12 protein-coding genes are annotated in these 15259 nt (G+C 61.2%); 4 read left to right on the top strand and 8 right to left on the bottom strand.

Annotated elements, in window-relative coordinates; genetic code table 11:
- The 5 genes from VNZ65_RS00495 to VNZ65_RS00475 all read right to left on the bottom strand — a co-directional run.
- A partial coding sequence (locus tag VNZ65_RS00495; RefSeq protein WP_325664990.1) for an FAD-dependent oxidoreductase occupies positions 1–816 on the bottom strand: 816 nt, incomplete at its 3' end.
- 30 nt (positions 817–846) lie between these two features.
- A complete protein-coding gene (locus tag VNZ65_RS00490) occupies positions 847–1398 on the bottom strand; it encodes a phosphonate degradation HD-domain oxygenase (protein ID WP_325664988.1) in 552 nt (183 codons plus the stop codon).
- Positions 1399–1411: 13 nt separating this feature from the next.
- Entirely contained in the window at positions 1412–2869 is a 1458-nt protein-coding gene (gene phnY / locus VNZ65_RS00485) for a phosphonoacetaldehyde dehydrogenase (protein WP_414649005.1), read from the bottom strand.
- 57 nt (positions 2870–2926) lie between these two features.
- Entirely contained in the window at positions 2927–4168 is a 1242-nt protein-coding gene (gene phnA, locus VNZ65_RS00480; protein ID WP_325664984.1) for a phosphonoacetate hydrolase, read from the bottom strand.
- A 47-nt stretch (positions 4169–4215) separates the two neighbouring features.
- Complete coding sequence (locus tag VNZ65_RS00475) at positions 4216–4926, bottom strand: phosphonate utilization associated transcriptional regulator (RefSeq protein WP_325664982.1); 711 nt, start codon at positions 4924–4926, stop codon at positions 4216–4218.
- Between the two features lie 197 nt (positions 4927–5123).
- Here VNZ65_RS00475 and VNZ65_RS00470 point away from each other — a divergent pair, with 197 nt between their 5' ends.
- From VNZ65_RS00470 to VNZ65_RS00455, 4 genes are read left to right on the top strand one after another with little or no spacing between them, the layout of a single operon-like run.
- The gene (locus VNZ65_RS00470; protein WP_325664980.1) at positions 5124–6188 is read left to right on the top strand and encodes a putative 2-aminoethylphosphonate ABC transporter substrate-binding protein; all 1065 of its coding nucleotides are present in this window, start codon (positions 5124–5126) and stop codon (positions 6186–6188) included.
- 36 nt (positions 6189–6224) lie between these two features.
- On the top strand, positions 6225–7352 hold the full coding sequence (locus VNZ65_RS00465; RefSeq protein WP_325664994.1) for a putative 2-aminoethylphosphonate ABC transporter ATP-binding protein: 1128 nt from the start codon (positions 6225–6227) through the stop codon (positions 7350–7352).
- Positions 7349–9079 carry a putative 2-aminoethylphosphonate ABC transporter permease subunit gene (locus VNZ65_RS00460; RefSeq protein ID WP_414649004.1) on the top strand — a complete coding sequence of 577 codons (1731 nt, stop codon included), beginning with the start codon at positions 7349–7351 and terminating at the stop codon, positions 9077–9079. The genes VNZ65_RS00465 and VNZ65_RS00460 overlap by 4 nt, the downstream gene beginning before the upstream one ends.
- 60 nt (positions 9080–9139) lie before the next feature.
- Complete coding sequence (locus tag VNZ65_RS00455) at positions 9140–10270, top strand: 2-aminoethylphosphonate--pyruvate transaminase (protein WP_325664978.1); 1131 nt, start codon at positions 9140–9142, stop codon at positions 10268–10270.
- Positions 10271–10323: 53 nt separating this feature from the next.
- On the opposite strand, the gene VNZ65_RS00450 is transcribed toward VNZ65_RS00455, so the two are convergent.
- From VNZ65_RS00450 to VNZ65_RS00440, 3 genes are read right to left on the bottom strand one after another with little or no spacing between them, the layout of a single operon-like run.
- Complete coding sequence (locus tag VNZ65_RS00450; protein ID WP_325664977.1) at positions 10324–10755, bottom strand: DUF971 domain-containing protein; 432 nt, start codon at positions 10753–10755, stop codon at positions 10324–10326.
- A gap of 21 nt (positions 10756–10776) precedes the next feature.
- Positions 10777–11205 (bottom strand): HIT family protein, encoded by a 429-nt coding sequence (locus VNZ65_RS00445; protein WP_325664975.1) that lies wholly within the window; start codon positions 11203–11205, stop codon positions 10777–10779.
- Between the two features lie 2 nt (positions 11206–11207).
- On the bottom strand, positions 11208–15224 hold the full coding sequence (locus VNZ65_RS00440) for an FAD/FMN-binding oxidoreductase (RefSeq protein ID WP_325664973.1): 4017 nt from the start codon (positions 15222–15224) through the stop codon (positions 11208–11210).
- Positions 15225–15259: the final 35 nt, after the last annotated feature.

Genomic DNA, 15259 nt, shown 5'->3' with positions numbered 1-15259 from the left:
GCCGAGCCCGATGCGCTGCAGCAGCTCCGGGCATTTTTCGGTGATCACCATATCGCTGGAAACCACCGCCAGGGTACGCTCGAACTGCGGAAAGCGGCTGGCCATCCAGGCATTGATCGCCAGCACCATCTTGCCGGCCTGCAGGCTGCCGGCCGGAGTCTGCAGCGTGACCGTGGCTCCCGGCGTGAACGACAGCATCGGCGTTCTTTCGTAAATCCGTATGCCCATCTGCATGGCGACGCGGCGCAGGCCACGCACCAGCTTGCCCGGATGGACAGTGGCTGCCATCGGTGAAAATACGCCGGAGAGATTCCGTGCCGAACCGGAACGGCGCTGCACCTCCGCATCCGGCAGCGAGTGATAGGAACTGATGCCCTGGCGCTGCAGCTCGTCCAGCACCGGATCCAGCACGCCCAGCTGGGCTTTGGTGGTGGCGGTGTAGAGCGTGCCGTCCTGGCGGAATTCGGCATTGATCTTGTGTTCGCGGCAGAAATTGCCGATATGCTCGACCACGGCCTCCGAAGCCTTCACCAGCCTGATCGCTTCGGTCTCGCCGAACAGTCGCCGCAAGGTGAAGAACTTGGTCGACCAGGTCAGCAGGCAGCCGCCGTTGCGGCCGCTGGCGCCAGCGCCGCACAGGTCGCTTTCGATGATGGCGATGTCCAGCGCCGGATTCTGCTGCTTCAGCTGGATCGCGGTCCACAAGCCGGTAAAGCCGCCGCCGACTATCGCGACATCGGCCTTTTGCTGGCCTTGCAGCGCGGGAGCCAGTTCACCGTCGCAGAAGAGTGCATCTTCCAGCCAGAATGGGCGCATGGATGGTTTTCCTAGGTGAGCAATGATTGATCAGGCAGTGGCTAAGGCGCAGGCAGACATCAGCCGGGAGAAATGCTGCAGGTCCGGTGTCGGCATGCCGGCCACCTTGGCCTGGTCGTCCCAGAGGCGCAGGCGGACAGCATCCGCGGCATAGGGCCGGGCGATGAATTGCGCAGCGTCGGCGGCGGAAAACACCCCGCCCTGCAACTCCAGGCTGCGCTTGGAATCTTCCGACAAGCGCACCCAATAGGCGGCGTCGGTCGCGCACAGATAGCGCTTGGCGTCTACATGCAGGCGGATCGGCTCCAGCACCGCCGCACCGAACAATCCACGCAAATAGGGGATGGCGAAATACTGATGGGTATCGTCGACGCCGCGCGCCGAGGGCGTCTCGCCCTGCGGATTCAGCAGATGGCCGAGGTCGTGCAGCAAGGCGGCGCATACCAGCTCTGGCGTGGCGTCGGCCTGCTCGGCCAGGGTCGCCGATTGCAGGGCGTGCTGCAGCTGGTTGACCGGTTCGCCGCTGTACATTTCATGGCCGCCTTGTTCAAACAGATCGCAGATTTGGGCAATGGTCAGCATGTTGGACTCCCGCTCAGTTCCACGGCAAGGAATAGGTTTTGGTATTGCAGAAGCTCTTCATCGCCTCTTGTACCCCTTCCTTGTAGCCCAGGCCGGAATCCTTGATGCCGCCGAACGGCGTCAGCTCCAGCCGGTAGCCAGGGACTTCTCGGACATTGATGCTGCCGACTTCCAGTTCGCGCACGAAGCGCGTGATGTAATCGAGGCGGTTGGTGCAGACCGAGGAAGACAAGCCGTAAGGGGTCGAGTTCGAGATACGGATGGCGTCGGCGATATCGGTGCAGCGGATCACCGGCGACACCGGGCCAAAAGTCTCTTCCGCCACCAGCTGGCAATCCGCGGGGACGTGGTCCAGCACGGTAGGCGAATATACTGCGCCGTCGCGCCGGTTGCCGAACAAGAGCTTGGCGCCGCGCTGGCAGGCATCGTTCACTTTCGCTTCAAAGGCGCTGGCGGAACGGGCATCGATCACGGTGCCCATGTCGTTCTGCAGGTCCATCGGATTGCCGTACTTGACCGCTTTAGTCTTGCGCACCAGCAGGTCGACGAATTCATCGGCCACGGCCTGGTGCACGATCATGCGCTTGATGGCGGTGCAGCGCTGGCCGGAATTCTTATACGAGCCAGACACCGCCAGCGTCGCCGCTTCTTCCAGGTCGGCGTCTTCCATCACGATGATCGGATCGTTGCCGCCCAGTTCCAGCACCTGGCGTTTATACACGGCTTTGCCGGCGATGTATTTACCGATCGGCACGCCGCCGGTGAAGGTTACCAGGTCGACATCCGGATTGGTCAGCATCTCGTCGGCGATTTCCGCCGGGTCGCCGGTCACCACAGAAAACATCTCCGGCGGCAAGCCAGCTTCATACAGGATGTCAGCCAGCAGCAAGGCCGACAGCGGCGTCTTTTCGGTCGGCTTCAGCACCATGCGGTTGTTGGTAGCGATGGAGGGCGCCACCTTGTGGGCGACCTGGTTGAGCGGATGGTTGAACGGCGTGATGGCCGAAATGGCGCCCAGCAGCGGCTCTTTCAGGGTATAGACCTTGCGCTGCTTGCCATGCGGCGTCAGGTCACAGGAAAACACCTGGCCATCGTCCACCAGCGCCTGGTTGGCGGCGAATACAAACACATCGCAGGCACGGCCGACTTCATACAGGCTGTCTTTCTTGCACAGTCCGGCTTCCGCCGTGATCAGATCGGAAATCGCATCGGTATTGGCGCGCAGCAGTTCCGCCGCGCGCAGCATGATGCGCGAACGCTCGAAACGCGTCAGCGGCGAGCGGAACGCCCGCGCTGTCTTGAAGGCGCGGCGGATATCGTCCACCGTGGCTTTCGGCACAGAACCGACCAGCGCACCATTGAAAGGATTGCGGATTTCTATGCGGCGCGGGTTGCCGACCAGCTTGCCGGCAATCCGCATGTCTTGGTGTAAAGGCTCGCCTTGCTTGAGCTTGCTCAGTTCGGTCAGCATCATGTCCTCGAATGGTTCGATGGTTGAAATCTGTTTCAGTCGCCTACCACGTGTAATTTATAAGGCGTGATTCATGGCCAGGAAGAACACGTCGAAGTTGCGCAGCCTGTGATCCGCTGGAATCGCACTGAGCTTGCGATTGAACATCAGCGGCACCCGCTGTTCCGAAATGCCGCCATGCGAACGCAGCGGCAGCTTCAGCTCGGACAGGTCGTGGCGGCTGGCGGCGGTACCGATCACGGTCAGGCGCTCGCTCACCACCACCAGGTCGCCGATGCGGTCCGGCGGCAGCTCAAAGCGCTCGGCCGCCTGCGCGCGCGTCAGCACCAGTTCGATGCCTGGAATGGCGCGGATCTTGTCGGCGATTTCAGCGGCATTGGCAGCGGCCGGCAGATACACCGTGGCGTAGGAACCCAGCGCGCCGTGATGCACCACGTAAGGATCGGTAATCGGCAGGATGACGCGGGTCTTTTCGACGCCGACCTTGGCGTCCAGCACATCCTGCAGATAAATCACGTTCGGTTTGCCGGCGCTGTCGGTCTTGGCGTTCATGCCGTGGTCCGCGGTCAGGCCAATCACCGCGCCCAGCGTATCGAGCTGAGTCAGGTAATGATCCATCATGGCGTAGAAGGCATTGGCGCCCGGCGTGCCTGGCGCGTACTTGTGCTGGATGTAGTCGGTGGTCGACAGGTACATGATGTCAGGGCGCTCGCTGGCCAGCAGCTTGACGCCGGCGGCGAACACGAACTCCGACAGTTCGGCGCTGTACACCGACGGCAGCGCCATGCCGACCCGCTCCAGCAGATTGTCGATGCCGTTCAGCTCCAGCGTGGCCTGGTCGGCCTTTTCCGCCGAGAAGCAGATGCCGCGCATCTTGTGGCCCAGCAGGCCGCGCAGCTTGTCCTTGGCGGTGATCACCGCAACCTTGGCGCCGGCATCGGCGAAAGTGGCCAGGATGGTGGCGGCGCGCAGGTACTTGGCGTCGTTCATCATCACTTCCTGCTTGGTTTCCAGGTCGTAGAAATAGTTGCCGCAGATGCCGTGCACTGCCGGCGGCACGCCGGTCACGATCGACAGGTTGTTCGGATTGGTGAAACTGGGCACCACACAGTCGGCGCTCAGCACCGTGCCCTGCTCCGTCATTTTTTTCAAGAAGGGCGCGACGCCGGCCTGGATCGCCTGGTTGATGTATTCCTGTTCGCAGCCATCGACGCAGACAACCACCAGCGGTTGCTGCATCGCTTGGTAATTACGGCCATTGACATTGAAAGATCCGCTGAGGGTTTTGGTAGTGGACATGTGCTTGCCTTCGCTGTGAGCCTGACGGACTGCTTATTCGGATTGGTTTACTTCAGGGTGATCTGTTCGGCTGCCGCTGCCATTTTTTCCTGCGCCTTGTGCATGCGGTTGCGGCCGGCCACGGCGTGTTCGCGCATGATGTCGCCGGCAGCTTGCGCATTACCTGCGGCGATGGCGTCGACGATCTGGTGATGCTCGGTGGTGGAAGTCGGCAGGCTGCCCTTTTGCGCCAGCGCCGAGCGGCGGAACAGGTTGAGTTCATTGACCAGCCGGCGATAGGTATGCAGCAGCTTCTTGTTGGCGGTGAACTGCACCAGCGCATCGTGGAAGGCCAGGTTGAGTTTCAGGTAGCCGTCGACGTCGCCCAGGGAAACCATGCCATCCATCCGTTCCAGCAGCGTGCGCAGTTCCTGCACCTGGGCCGGCTTGATGATGGCGGCCAGTTTGCGGCCGATCAGCTCATCCAGCGCCGCCCGCACTTCATAGATCTCGTCGGCTTCTTCCACCGAGATCTGGCGCACGAAGACGCCGCAGTTTTTTTCCTGCTGCACCAGCCCAGCCTCTTCCAGCGCGCGAAACGCTTCGCGTACAGGACCGCGCGAGACCCCCAGCATTTCCGCCAGCGACACTTCATTGAGCTTGTCGCCGGCGACCAGATCGCCGGCCAGGATCATGCGCTCCAGCTCTTTCTGCACCAATGAAGGCAGCGAATTCTTCTGGACCAGGGCGATGGTGTTCATTGTGCGGTTGGTTGTCATGGCATGTCTTTTTTTCGAGTTGGTGATTGCACTTTAATTCAACAGCGTGTAGATTGTCAACAAAATACATAAAACATGATGCAATAAAAAGCAGCCCGCAGAAAAGCTGATGCGCATGACAGCGGCTAAGCCCGCAGCCAGCCAGGTTTCAATATTTGCAACGGTGGACGATTTGCTTAACATCTGAGGAGATGAGAATGAAACAGCAATTTGCACGAATCCTGCGCACCGGCGCAGCAGCAGGGGCAGCCGCTGTCCTGCTCGGCGCCGGCTTCATGCTGGCGGCATCCAGCAGCCACGCGCAGGGAAAAACGGCACTACTGGTATATACCGCACTGGAAACCGACGCCATGAAGCAGTATAAGGATGGCTTTGAAAAAGCCAATCCGACGGTAGAAATCCGCTGGGTGCGCGACTCGACCGGCGTGGTCACCGCCAAACTGCTGGCTGAAAAGAACAATCCGCAGGCCGACGTGGTGGTCGGCCTGGCCGCCACCAGCCTCGCGCTGCTGGGCCAGGAAGGCATGCTGCTGCCGTATGAACCGAGCGGCATGAAAGAACTGAATCCAGCCTATGTCGACACGGCGCGGCCGCCGACCTGGGTCGGCATGGATGTCTGGGGCGCCACCATCTGCTTCAATACCGTCGAAGCCAAGAAACTCAACCTGCCCAAGCCGACCAGCTGGCAAGACCTGGCCAAGCCGGTCTACAAGGGCCAGATCGTGATGCCGCACCCGGCATCGAGCGGCACCGGCTATCTGGATGTCACCGCCTGGCTGCAAATGTTCGGCGAAGCCAAGGGCTGGCAATACATGGATGCCTTGCACCAGAACATCGCCCAATATACCCATTCCGGCTCCAAGCCTTGCACCATGGCGGGCACCGGCGAATTCCCGATCGGCATCTCGTTCGAGTTCCGCGGCCATCAGGTCAAGCGCAGCGGCGCCCCGGTTGAACTGATCTTTCCGAAAGAAGGCCTGGGCTGGGATGTGGAAGCGAGCGGCATCATGAAGGGCACCAAGAACCTGGCAGCGGCCAAGAAACTGGTGGACTGGATGAGCAGCAAGGAAGCCAACCAGATCAGCGCCAACTGGTGGGCCATCGTCGCCTATCCCGGCATCGCCAAGAAAGTGGAAGGGATTCCGGACGATTACGAAAAACTGCTGATCAAGCCCAACGACTTCAACTGGTCCGCCAAGAACCGCGAACGCATCCTGGCCGAATGGGGCACGCGCTACAACTCCAAAGCGGAAAAGAAGTAGTCACCCAAGCCACGAGCCATCCGGAGAATCGCCATGATGCCGCAGCAGAATCCTTGTTCAACTAGCCAGCCGTATCTGACGCTGGAAAACATTTCGAAATCGTTCGGCAGTTTCCAGGCCCTGCGCGACATCAACCTGAGCGTAGCCGAAGGGGAATTCGTCTGCTTCCTCGGGCCCTCCGGCTGCGGCAAGACGACTTTGCTGCGCATCATCGCCGGCCTCGAAAGCCAGGATCGGGGCCGCCTCGTCCAGGGCGGCAAGGATATCTCCTGGCTGGCGCCGATCAAGCGCGACTACGGCATCGTGTTCCAGTCCTATGCCTTGTTTCCCAACCTGACCATCGCCGACAATGTCGCCTACGGCCTGGTGAACCGGGGCCAGAGCCGCGGGGCCAGCGCCGCTCGGGTGCAAGAACTGCTGGCGCTGGCGGGCTTGCCGACCAGCGGCAACAAATACCCGGGACAATTGTCCGGCGGCCAGCAACAGCGGATCGCGCTGGTGCGGGCGCTGGCCACCTCGCCCGGCTTGCTGCTGCTGGATGAGCCGCTGTCGGCGCTGGATGCGCTGGAACGGGTGCGGCTGCGCAGCGAAATCCGCCAGCTGCAGCAGCGGCTGGGCGTGACCACCATCATGGTGACCCACGACCAGGAAGAAGCGCTGACCATGGCCGACCGCATCGTGGTGATGAACCACGGAGTCATCGAACAATGCGGCAAGCCGCAGGATATCTATCTGCAGCCGGGCTCGCCGTTTGTCGCCTCGTTTGTCGGCAAGGTCAACATCCTGCGCGGCACTTCGCTGGGCGATGGCCGTTTCCGCATCGGCCAGCTGGATTTCCATTGCGAATCGCGGATTGACCATGTTGCAGCGGGCGAGCCGGTCAAAGTGTATCTGCGGCCGGAAGACTTCGTCGCCCGCGACGTCGAGCAGCGCACCCGCAACCACGCCATGGCGGAAGTGAAGAAAATCGAATTCCTGGGCGCCTTCAGCTATCTGACGGTGCTGCTGGAAGGGATGGAACAGCAGCCGGTGGTGGCGTCGATGTCGCTCAATCTGCTGAAAGAACTGGGCCTGGGCGTCGGCAGCAAACTGCGCTATGGCTTGCTGCCGGAACGCATCCGCGTGTATCCGGATGACGCGCCATGCCAGACGGTGGCGGCATGAGCAGGCCAGCCACGCTAGGCGCGATGCCGCTGCCGGTTGCAACAGCCACGGCCGCCGGCGGCCGCCAGCAAAGCCACTGGCACGACCGCATCGCCCATGGCTTGCTGCTGCTGGTGTGCGCCGGGCTGGCGGTGTTCCTGCTGATGCCGGTGCTGACGATCCTGGTCCAGAGCGTACAGGACAAGGACGGTGCTTTCGTCGGCCTGCGCCAGTTCACCGAATACATGGCGACCCCGGCCTTGCGGCAATCGGTGTTCAACACCTTGCTGGTGGCGGTGTCGGTAACGCTGCTGGTGATCCCGGCAGCCTTCACCTTCGCCTATGCGCTGACGCGCAGCATGATGCCGTTCAAACGTTTTTTCCGCACCTTGTCGCTGATCCCGATCCTGGCGCCGTCGTTGCTGGCGGCGATATCGTTCATCCAGTGGTTCGGCACCCAGGGAGTACTCAAGGGTCTGCTGGGCGGCGCTTCCATCTACGGCCCGATCGGCATCATCATCAGCGAATGCTATGCAGTGTTTCCGCACGCGCTGATGATCTTGATTACCGCGCTGTCGCTGGCCGACGGCCGCCTGTACGAAGTGGCGGAATCGCTGGGCACCAGCCGCTTGCGCAAATTCCACACCATCACCCTGCCCGGCGCCAAGTACGGCCTGATCAGCGCGGCGCTGGTGGTGTTCACGTTTACCGTCAACGACTTCGGCGTGCCGAAAGTCATCGGCGGCGATTTCAATGTGCTGGCCATCGATGTCTACCAGCTGGTGATCGGCCAGCAGAATTTCAACAAGGGCGCAGTAGTAAGCTTGCTGCTGCTGTTGCCGGCGCTGATGGCGTTCGCCGTCGATTTCACCATACGCCGCAAGCTGCAGTCGCAGCTGTCGGCGCGCGCGGTGCCGTTCGTGCCAAAGCCGCACCACATGTTCGACAGCCTGATGTTCTGCTATTGCGCCACGGTCTGCCTGTTGCTGCTGGCGGTGCTCGGCATGGCGGTATATACCTCCTTCATCAAGCTGTGGCCCTACAACCTGACGCTGGTGTGGGACCACTACTATTTCGGCCTGGTCCAGGACGGCATCCTGGAATCCTATTTCAACAGCCTGCGCCTGGCTGCATACGTAGTCGCCAGCGGCATCGTGCTGATTTTCGGCAGCGCCTACCTGGTGGAAAAGACCCGCGGCATGGATGCCGCGCGGCCCGTCATCCGCCTGCTGGCGATGCTGCCGATGGGCGTGCCCGGCCTGGTGCTGGGCCTGGGCTACATCATGTTCTTCAACCATCCGGCCAATCCGCTCGGCTTCCTGTATGGCAGCATGGCGATCCTGGTCTTGTCGACCGTGGTGCACTATTTCACGTCCAGCTACCTGACCGCCGTCACGGCCCTGAAGGCGATCGACAACGAATTCGAAGCGGTATCGGCCTCGCTCAAGGTACCGTTCTACAAGACCTTCATGCGTGTCACGGTGCCAGTGTGCCTGCCGGCGATCCTGGATATCGGCCGCTACCTGTTCATCAACGCCATGACCACCATCTCGGCCGTAGTATTCCTGTATTCGCCCGACACCACCCTGGCGTCGGTAGCGCTGCTGAACCTGGAAGCCGAAGGCAAGATCGGCCCGGCGGCGGCGATGGGCACGCTGATCGTACTGACCTCGGCGATCGTCTGCCTGCTGTACGCGCTGGCGACGCGCGTGCTGCTGAAGAAGGCGCAGCGCTGGCGCCGCTGCTGAACCATTTGACTGCCTGACCAACACCTGTATCAATATCTGCACCAGACCAAAGGAAATATCATGAGCCTGCAAAGCCGCGACCCGATTCTTCTGACCCCCGGACCATTGACTACTTCGCTCGCCACCAAGAGCGCCATGCTGCAGGACTGGGGCTCCTGGGATGCTTCATTCAACGCCATCACGGGCAAGGTGCGCCAGCAGCTGCTGGACATCGCCAACGCCCACGACAGCCATGTGTGCGTGCCGATGCAAGGCAGCGGCACGTTTTCGATAGAAGCGGCGATCAACACCCTGCTGCCGCGCAACGGCCACATGCTGGTGCTGATCAACGGCGCCTACGGCAAGCGCATGGCCAAAATCGTCGAAATGATGGGACGCCAGGTTTCGGTATTTGAAACCGCGGACGATGTGCCGACCACCGGCGCCGACGTCGAACGGATCTTGAGCAACGACCGCAGCATCACCCACATCGGCGTGATCCATTGCGAGACCAGCACCGGCATCCTCAATCCGCTGGCGGACATCGCCGCGGTAGCAGCGTCGCACAAGAAGAGCCTGATCATCGACGCCATGAGTTCCTTCGGTGCGCTGGCCATCGATGCCGCCACGATGCCATTCGACGCCCTGATCGCCGCCAGCGGCAAATGCATCGAAGGGCCGCCGGGAATGGGCTTTGTCATCGTGCGCAAGTCTGTACTGGAAAAATCCGCCGGCAACTCGCGCTCGCTGTCGCTGGACCTGCACGATCAGTGGGCCTACATGGAAAAGACCACGCAATGGCGCTTCACCCCGCCGACCCACATCGTGGTGGCCTTCCATCAGGCCTTGAACCAGTTCGTCGCCGAAGGCGGCCAGCCGGCGCGGCTGGCGCGCTACACGAAAAACTACGACACCTTGATGGCTGGCATGCGCGAGCTGGGCCTGGTGCAGTTTTTACCGGCCAAGATCCAGGCGCCGATCATCGTGACGATGCATGCGCCGAACAGCGCCAGTTACGAGTTCAAGGAGTTTTACAACCGGGTGCGCGACAAGGGTTTCATTCTCTACCCGGGCAAGCTGACCCAGGCAGAGACTTTCCGCGTCGGCTGCATCGGCGCGATCGGCGCGGAAGAAATGCAGCAGGCAGTGCATGCGATCGGCGATACGCTGCGCGAAATGGGCATCAAGACCAGGAATCCATCCAACTCCTGATTCCTGATGCAGTAGCAAACCAGCGGATTTTGCCAAAAGCAAAATCCGTTTTTTTATGCGCAGCCGTGCCCGCCCGCTGTCTTGCTGGTCATTGACAGGTCGCGTCCGGCTTCGCGGCCATGGCCGGCCGCATCCAGCCGTTGCAGGTAATTTTCCCACATGGCTTCCTGGTCGCTGCCCAGCTTGTACAGATAGGCCCAGGTAAAGATGCCGCTGACGTGGCCGTCGGAAAAGGTCGGCTTGACGGCGTAATTGCCGACCGGCTCGAGCGCCGCCATTTCCACGTTACGCTTGCCGGTCTGCAGCACTTCCTGTCCGGGGCCGTGACCGCTGACTTCGGCGGAAGGCGAATACACGCGCATCAGTTCAAACGGCAGCAAAAATACCGCGCCGTCATCGAAGGCGACTTCCAGCTTGCACGATTGCTTGTGTACTACGAACGACACCGGCGCAGGCGCCGGGGCTGATTGCTTGGAACCGGTCATTGGGATTGTCCGTAAATAAAATTAAAACTGCTCGGAGACGGCGGAACGCAATGCGCCCAGCAATGCCTGCCGTTGCGCCAGCGTGGCTGGCGACGGCTGCCGTTGCGCCTCCGCCCACACTGGACTAGGAAAATGGGCGTCGTCCGCGTAGCGTGGAATCACGTGCCAATGCAGATGCGGCGTCATGTTGCCGAGACTGGCCAGGTTGATCTTTTCCGGCTGCATGACAGCGCGCACCACGGACTCCACCTTGCACACCGCAGCCATCAAGGTGCTGCGATCGGCCACCGGCAGGTCGGTCATTTCCTTGACGTGTTCGTTCCAGATGACGCGGCAAAATCCCGGATACTGCGCATCGTCGACCAGCACCACGCGGAATTTTTCGGCGCGGTAGAGAATTTCTCCACCGTCGCTGCTGCACAATTCACAATCAGCTGTATGTACTGTCATGGTTACACCAGGATCCGCTCGATGCCGCCGTTGTTGGCGCGTGCAACGTAGTCCGGCAGCCAGTTCTCACCCAGCAGGTGGCGCGCCATCTCGACCACGATGTAGTCGGCAGTAGTGCCGGAATCATCGTTGTAGCGCGACAAGCCTTGCAAACAGGATGGGCAGGAAGTGAGGATCTTGACGTCGCCGCCGAAACCGTCGGCGCGCAGCTTGTCCGCGCCCTTGTTCATCTCTTCTTCCTTGCGGAAGCGCACCTGGGTCGAGACATCCGGACGGCTGACGCCGAAAGTGCCGGACTCGCCGCAGCAGCGCTCGTTCTTTTCGATCTTGGCGCCGTTGTCGGTGGTGATCAGCGCATTCACCGTCTTCATCGGATCCTGCAGCTTCATCGGGCTGTGACAAGGATCGTGGTACATGTAGCGCGTGCCGCTGACACCTTCCAGCTTGAGGTTTTTCTCCAGCAGGTATTCATGGATGTCGATGATGCGGCAGCCCGGGAAAATCTTGTCGAACTGGTAGCCCTGCAGCTGGTCGTAGCAAGTGCCGCAGGAAACGATCACGGTCTTGATGTCGAGGTAGTTCAGGGTATTCGCCATGCGATGGAACAGCACGCGGTTGTCGGTGATGATCTTTTCCGCCTTGTCGAAATCGCCCGAACCGCGTTGCGGATAACCGCAGCACAGGTAGCCCGGCGGCAGCACGGTCTGTACGCCGACCTGCCACAGCATGGCTTGCGTCGCCAGTCCGACTTGCGAGAACAGCCGCTCGGAACCGCAACCCGGGAAATAAAACACGGCTTCGGTATCGGCGGTGGTGCTCTTCGGATCGCGGATGATCGGCACGATCTTGTCGTCTTCGATATCCAGCAAGGCGCGCGCGGTCTTCTTCGGCAGGTTGCCCGGCATCTTCTTGTTGATGAAGTGGATCACCTGTTCCTTGATCGGCGCCTTGCCGACGGTCGCAGGCGGTTTCTTGGTCTGCTTCTTGGCGAACTTCTTCAGGATGTCGTTGCCCAGGCGCTGCGCCTTGAAACCCCAGTCCGTCATGACCTTGCGGGTCATGTTGATGGTGGCCGGATCGGTCGCGTTCAGGAAGAACATCGCCGCCGTAGTGCCGGGATTGAACGATTTCTTGTTCATCTTGCGCAGCAGGTTGCGCATGTTCATCGAGACGTCGCCGAAATCGATGTCGACCGGGCAAGGCGTGACGCACTTGTGGCAGACCGTGCAATGGTCGGCCACGTCTTCGAATTCTTCCCAGTGCTTGATCGAGATGCCGCGCCGGGTCTGCTCTTCGTACAGAAAGGCTTCCACCAGCAGCGAAGTGGCCAGGATCTTGTTGCGCGGCGAGTACAGCAGGTTGGCGCGCGGCACGTGGGTGGCGCACACCGGCTTGCACTTGCCGCAGCGCAGGCAATCCTTGACGCTGTTGGCGATGGCGCCGATATCGCTTTGCTGCATGATCAGCGATTCGTGGCCCATCAGGCCGAACGACGGCGTATAGGCATTGCTCAGGTCAGCCTCGAAACCGGGCAGGTTTAGCAGCTTGCCCTTGTTGAAGCGGCCTTCCGGATCGACGCGCAGCTTGTAGCTGCGGAAATCCTTGATCTCGTCTTCAGTCAGGAATTCCAGCTTGGTGATGCCGATGCCGTGCTCGCCCGAAATCACGCCGTCCAGCGAACGCGCCAGGGTCATGATACGGGCCACCGCGGCGTGCGCATCCTGCAGCATTTCGTAGTGGTCGGAATTGACCGGCAGGTTGGTATGGACGTTGCCGTCGCCGGCGTGCATGTGCAAGGCGACAAACACGCGGCCGCGCAACACGCGCTTGTGCACCGCGCTGCATTCGTCAAGGATCAGCTTGAAGGAAGCGCCGTTGAAAATCTGGCGCAGCAGCGCCCGCACTTCCTGCTTCCAGGAGACACGGATAGTGCGGTCCTGCACCACGTCGAACACGGTCGCATCCGGTTGCTGCAGCAGACGCTGCTCGAACAGGAGGTCCAGTTTTTCCAAACCCAATGCAACCAGTTCCTGTTTCGCATCCTTGAGCGGCTTGTCCAGATTCGCCAGCAGATAAGTCCAGCGCGCCTGCACGTTGTCGAGCAGCTGCTCGGCCTGGTGCACGCGGTCTTCCAGGATTTCGGTGGCAGGAATATCGTCGCCGTCGGCGTCGTCGCCCTTGCCCAGCGGCAGATTGCCCTTCAACAGGAACGCGCGCAATTCATCCAGCAGCTGCAGCTTGTTCTTGGCCGACAGCTCGATGTTGATACGCTCGATGCCGTCGGTGTATTCACCCATGCGGTTGAGCGGAATCACCACGTCTTCATTGATCTTGAAGGCATTGGTATGCTTGGCGATGGCGGCCGTGCGGGCGCGGTCCAGCCAGAACTTTTTGCGTGCTTCCGGGCTCACCGCGACGAAACCTTCGCCGACGCGGTTATTCGCCATGCGCACTACTTCCGAGGCGGCTTGCGCCACGGCGTTTTCATCGTCGCCGACGATGTCGCCGAACAAGGCCATCTTCGGCAGCACGCCGCGTTTCGACTTGGTGGTGTAGCCAACCGCGCGCAGGTAGCGCTCGTCCAGATGCTCCAGGCCGGCCAGGATGGCGCCGCCCTTTTTGGTTTCGGCATCGAGGAAATCCTTGATCTCGACAATCGACGGGATCGCATCGCGCGCCTGGCCGAAGAACTCCAGGCAGACGGTGCGCGTGTGCTTCGGCATCTTGTGCAAGATCCAGCGCCCGGAGGTGATCAGGCCGTCGCAGCCCTCTTTCTGGATCCCCGGCAAACCCGCGAGGAATTTATCGGTGACGTCCTTGCCCAGGCCTTCCTTGCGGAATACGCGGCCGGCGATTTCCAGTATCTCGGTCTTGAACGGTTTTTCGCTCGGACGGCCCTTTTCGGCCGGGTGGCGCCATTCCAGCTGGAAGCGCGCCAGCGGCGTGTCGTGGATCTTGCCGAGGTTGTGGTCCAGGCGCGTGACGTCCAGCCAGTCGCCGTTCGGATCGACCATGCGCCAGCTGGCCAGGTTATCCAGCGCAGTGCCCCACAGCACGGCCTTCTTGCCGCCGGCGTTCATGGCGATATTGCCGCCGACGCAGGATGCTTCCGCCGAGGTCGGATCGACCGCGAACACGAAGCCGGCCTTTTCAGCGGCGTCGGAAACGCGCTTGGTGACTACCCCTGCGCCGGAGTAAATGGTTGCATATTCTTTGTCCAGCCCTGGCAGGACAGCCATTTCGACTGCGCCCAGCTGCTCCAGCTTTTCGGTGTTGATGACTGCCGACAAAGGCGTCAGCGGAATCGCGCCGCCGGTGTAGCCGGTGCCGCCGCCGCGCGGGATGATGGTCAGGCCGAGTTCGATGCAGCCCTTGACCAGGCCGGCCATTTCATCTTCGCTGTCGGGCGTCAGCACCACGAACGGATATTCGACACGCCAGTCGGTAGCGTCGGTCACATGCGAGACGCGCGACAGGCCGTCGAACTTGATGTTGTCCTTGGCCGTATAGCGACCCAGGATCTTGTTGGCGCGCTTGCGCAGGTCGTAGGTCTGGCGGAATTCGTCGGAGAAGGCGGCGATCGCCTTGCGCGCTGCAGCCAGCAGCGCTTCGACATTCTCACTGCGCTTCTTGGCTTCTTCGTCACCGACGGCGTCGCCGCTGTCGGCCTGGTCGGTCACGATGCGGCGCTTGTCGACCTCGCCGAGGCGATGATGCAGCGCATCAATCAGAGCCTGGCGACGCTTCGGGTTGTCCAGCATGTCATCTTGCAAATACGGATTGCGGCGCACCACCCAGATATCGCCCAGCACTTCATACAGCATGCGGGCGGAGCGGCCGGTCTGGCGTTTGCCGCGCAGTTCGTCAAGCAGGCGCCAGGATGCTTCGCCCAGCAGCCGGATCACGATCTCGCGATCGGAAAACGAGGTGTAGTTATAGGGGATTTCGCGCAATCGCGTAGGGGTGGCGCCTTGTGGCGCATCTGACAATAATGCCTGGATTTTGACTGGGGCGTTCATTGATCTTGAGAGAGGTTGGCTGCAGCTGCTGAATC

This window comes from Collimonas sp. (assembly GCF_035566555.1).
Lineage (GTDB): Bacteria > Pseudomonadota > Gammaproteobacteria > Burkholderiales > Burkholderiaceae_D > Collimonas.
The sequence above is the reverse complement of the archived record's forward strand: the minus strand, read 5'-3'. Positions and strand labels throughout refer to the sequence as shown.

What these genes read in the sequence shown, in the direction of transcription:
- VNZ65_RS00490 (WP_325664988.1), bottom strand. Translation starts at nt 1,398, where the DNA reads ATGCTGACCATTGCCCAAATCTGCGATCTGTTTGAACAAGGCGGCCAT.
- phnY (WP_414649005.1), bottom strand. Translation starts at nt 2,869, where the DNA reads ATGCTGACCGAACTGAGCAAGCTCAAGCAAGGCGAGCCTTTACACCAA.
- phnA (WP_325664984.1), bottom strand. Translation starts at nt 4,168, where the DNA reads ATGTCCACTACCAAAACCCTCAGCGGATCTTTCAATGTCAATGGCCGT.
- VNZ65_RS00475 (WP_325664982.1), bottom strand. Translation starts at nt 4,926, where the DNA reads ATGACAACCAACCGCACAATGAACACCATCGCCCTGGTCCAGAAGAAT.
- VNZ65_RS00470 (WP_325664980.1), top strand. Translation starts at nt 5,124, where the DNA reads ATGAAACAGCAATTTGCACGAATCCTGCGCACCGGCGCAGCAGCAGGG.
- VNZ65_RS00465 (WP_325664994.1), top strand. Translation starts at nt 6,225, where the DNA reads ATGCCGCAGCAGAATCCTTGTTCAACTAGCCAGCCGTATCTGACGCTG.
- VNZ65_RS00460 (WP_414649004.1), top strand. Translation starts at nt 7,349, where the DNA reads ATGAGCAGGCCAGCCACGCTAGGCGCGATGCCGCTGCCGGTTGCAACA.
- VNZ65_RS00455 (WP_325664978.1), top strand. Translation starts at nt 9,140, where the DNA reads ATGAGCCTGCAAAGCCGCGACCCGATTCTTCTGACCCCCGGACCATTG.
- VNZ65_RS00450 (WP_325664977.1), bottom strand. Translation starts at nt 10,755, where the DNA reads ATGACCGGTTCCAAGCAATCAGCCCCGGCGCCTGCGCCGGTGTCGTTC.
- VNZ65_RS00445 (WP_325664975.1), bottom strand. Translation starts at nt 11,205, where the DNA reads ATGACAGTACATACAGCTGATTGTGAATTGTGCAGCAGCGACGGTGGA.
- VNZ65_RS00440 (WP_325664973.1), bottom strand. Translation starts at nt 15,224, where the DNA reads ATGAACGCCCCAGTCAAAATCCAGGCATTATTGTCAGATGCGCCACAA.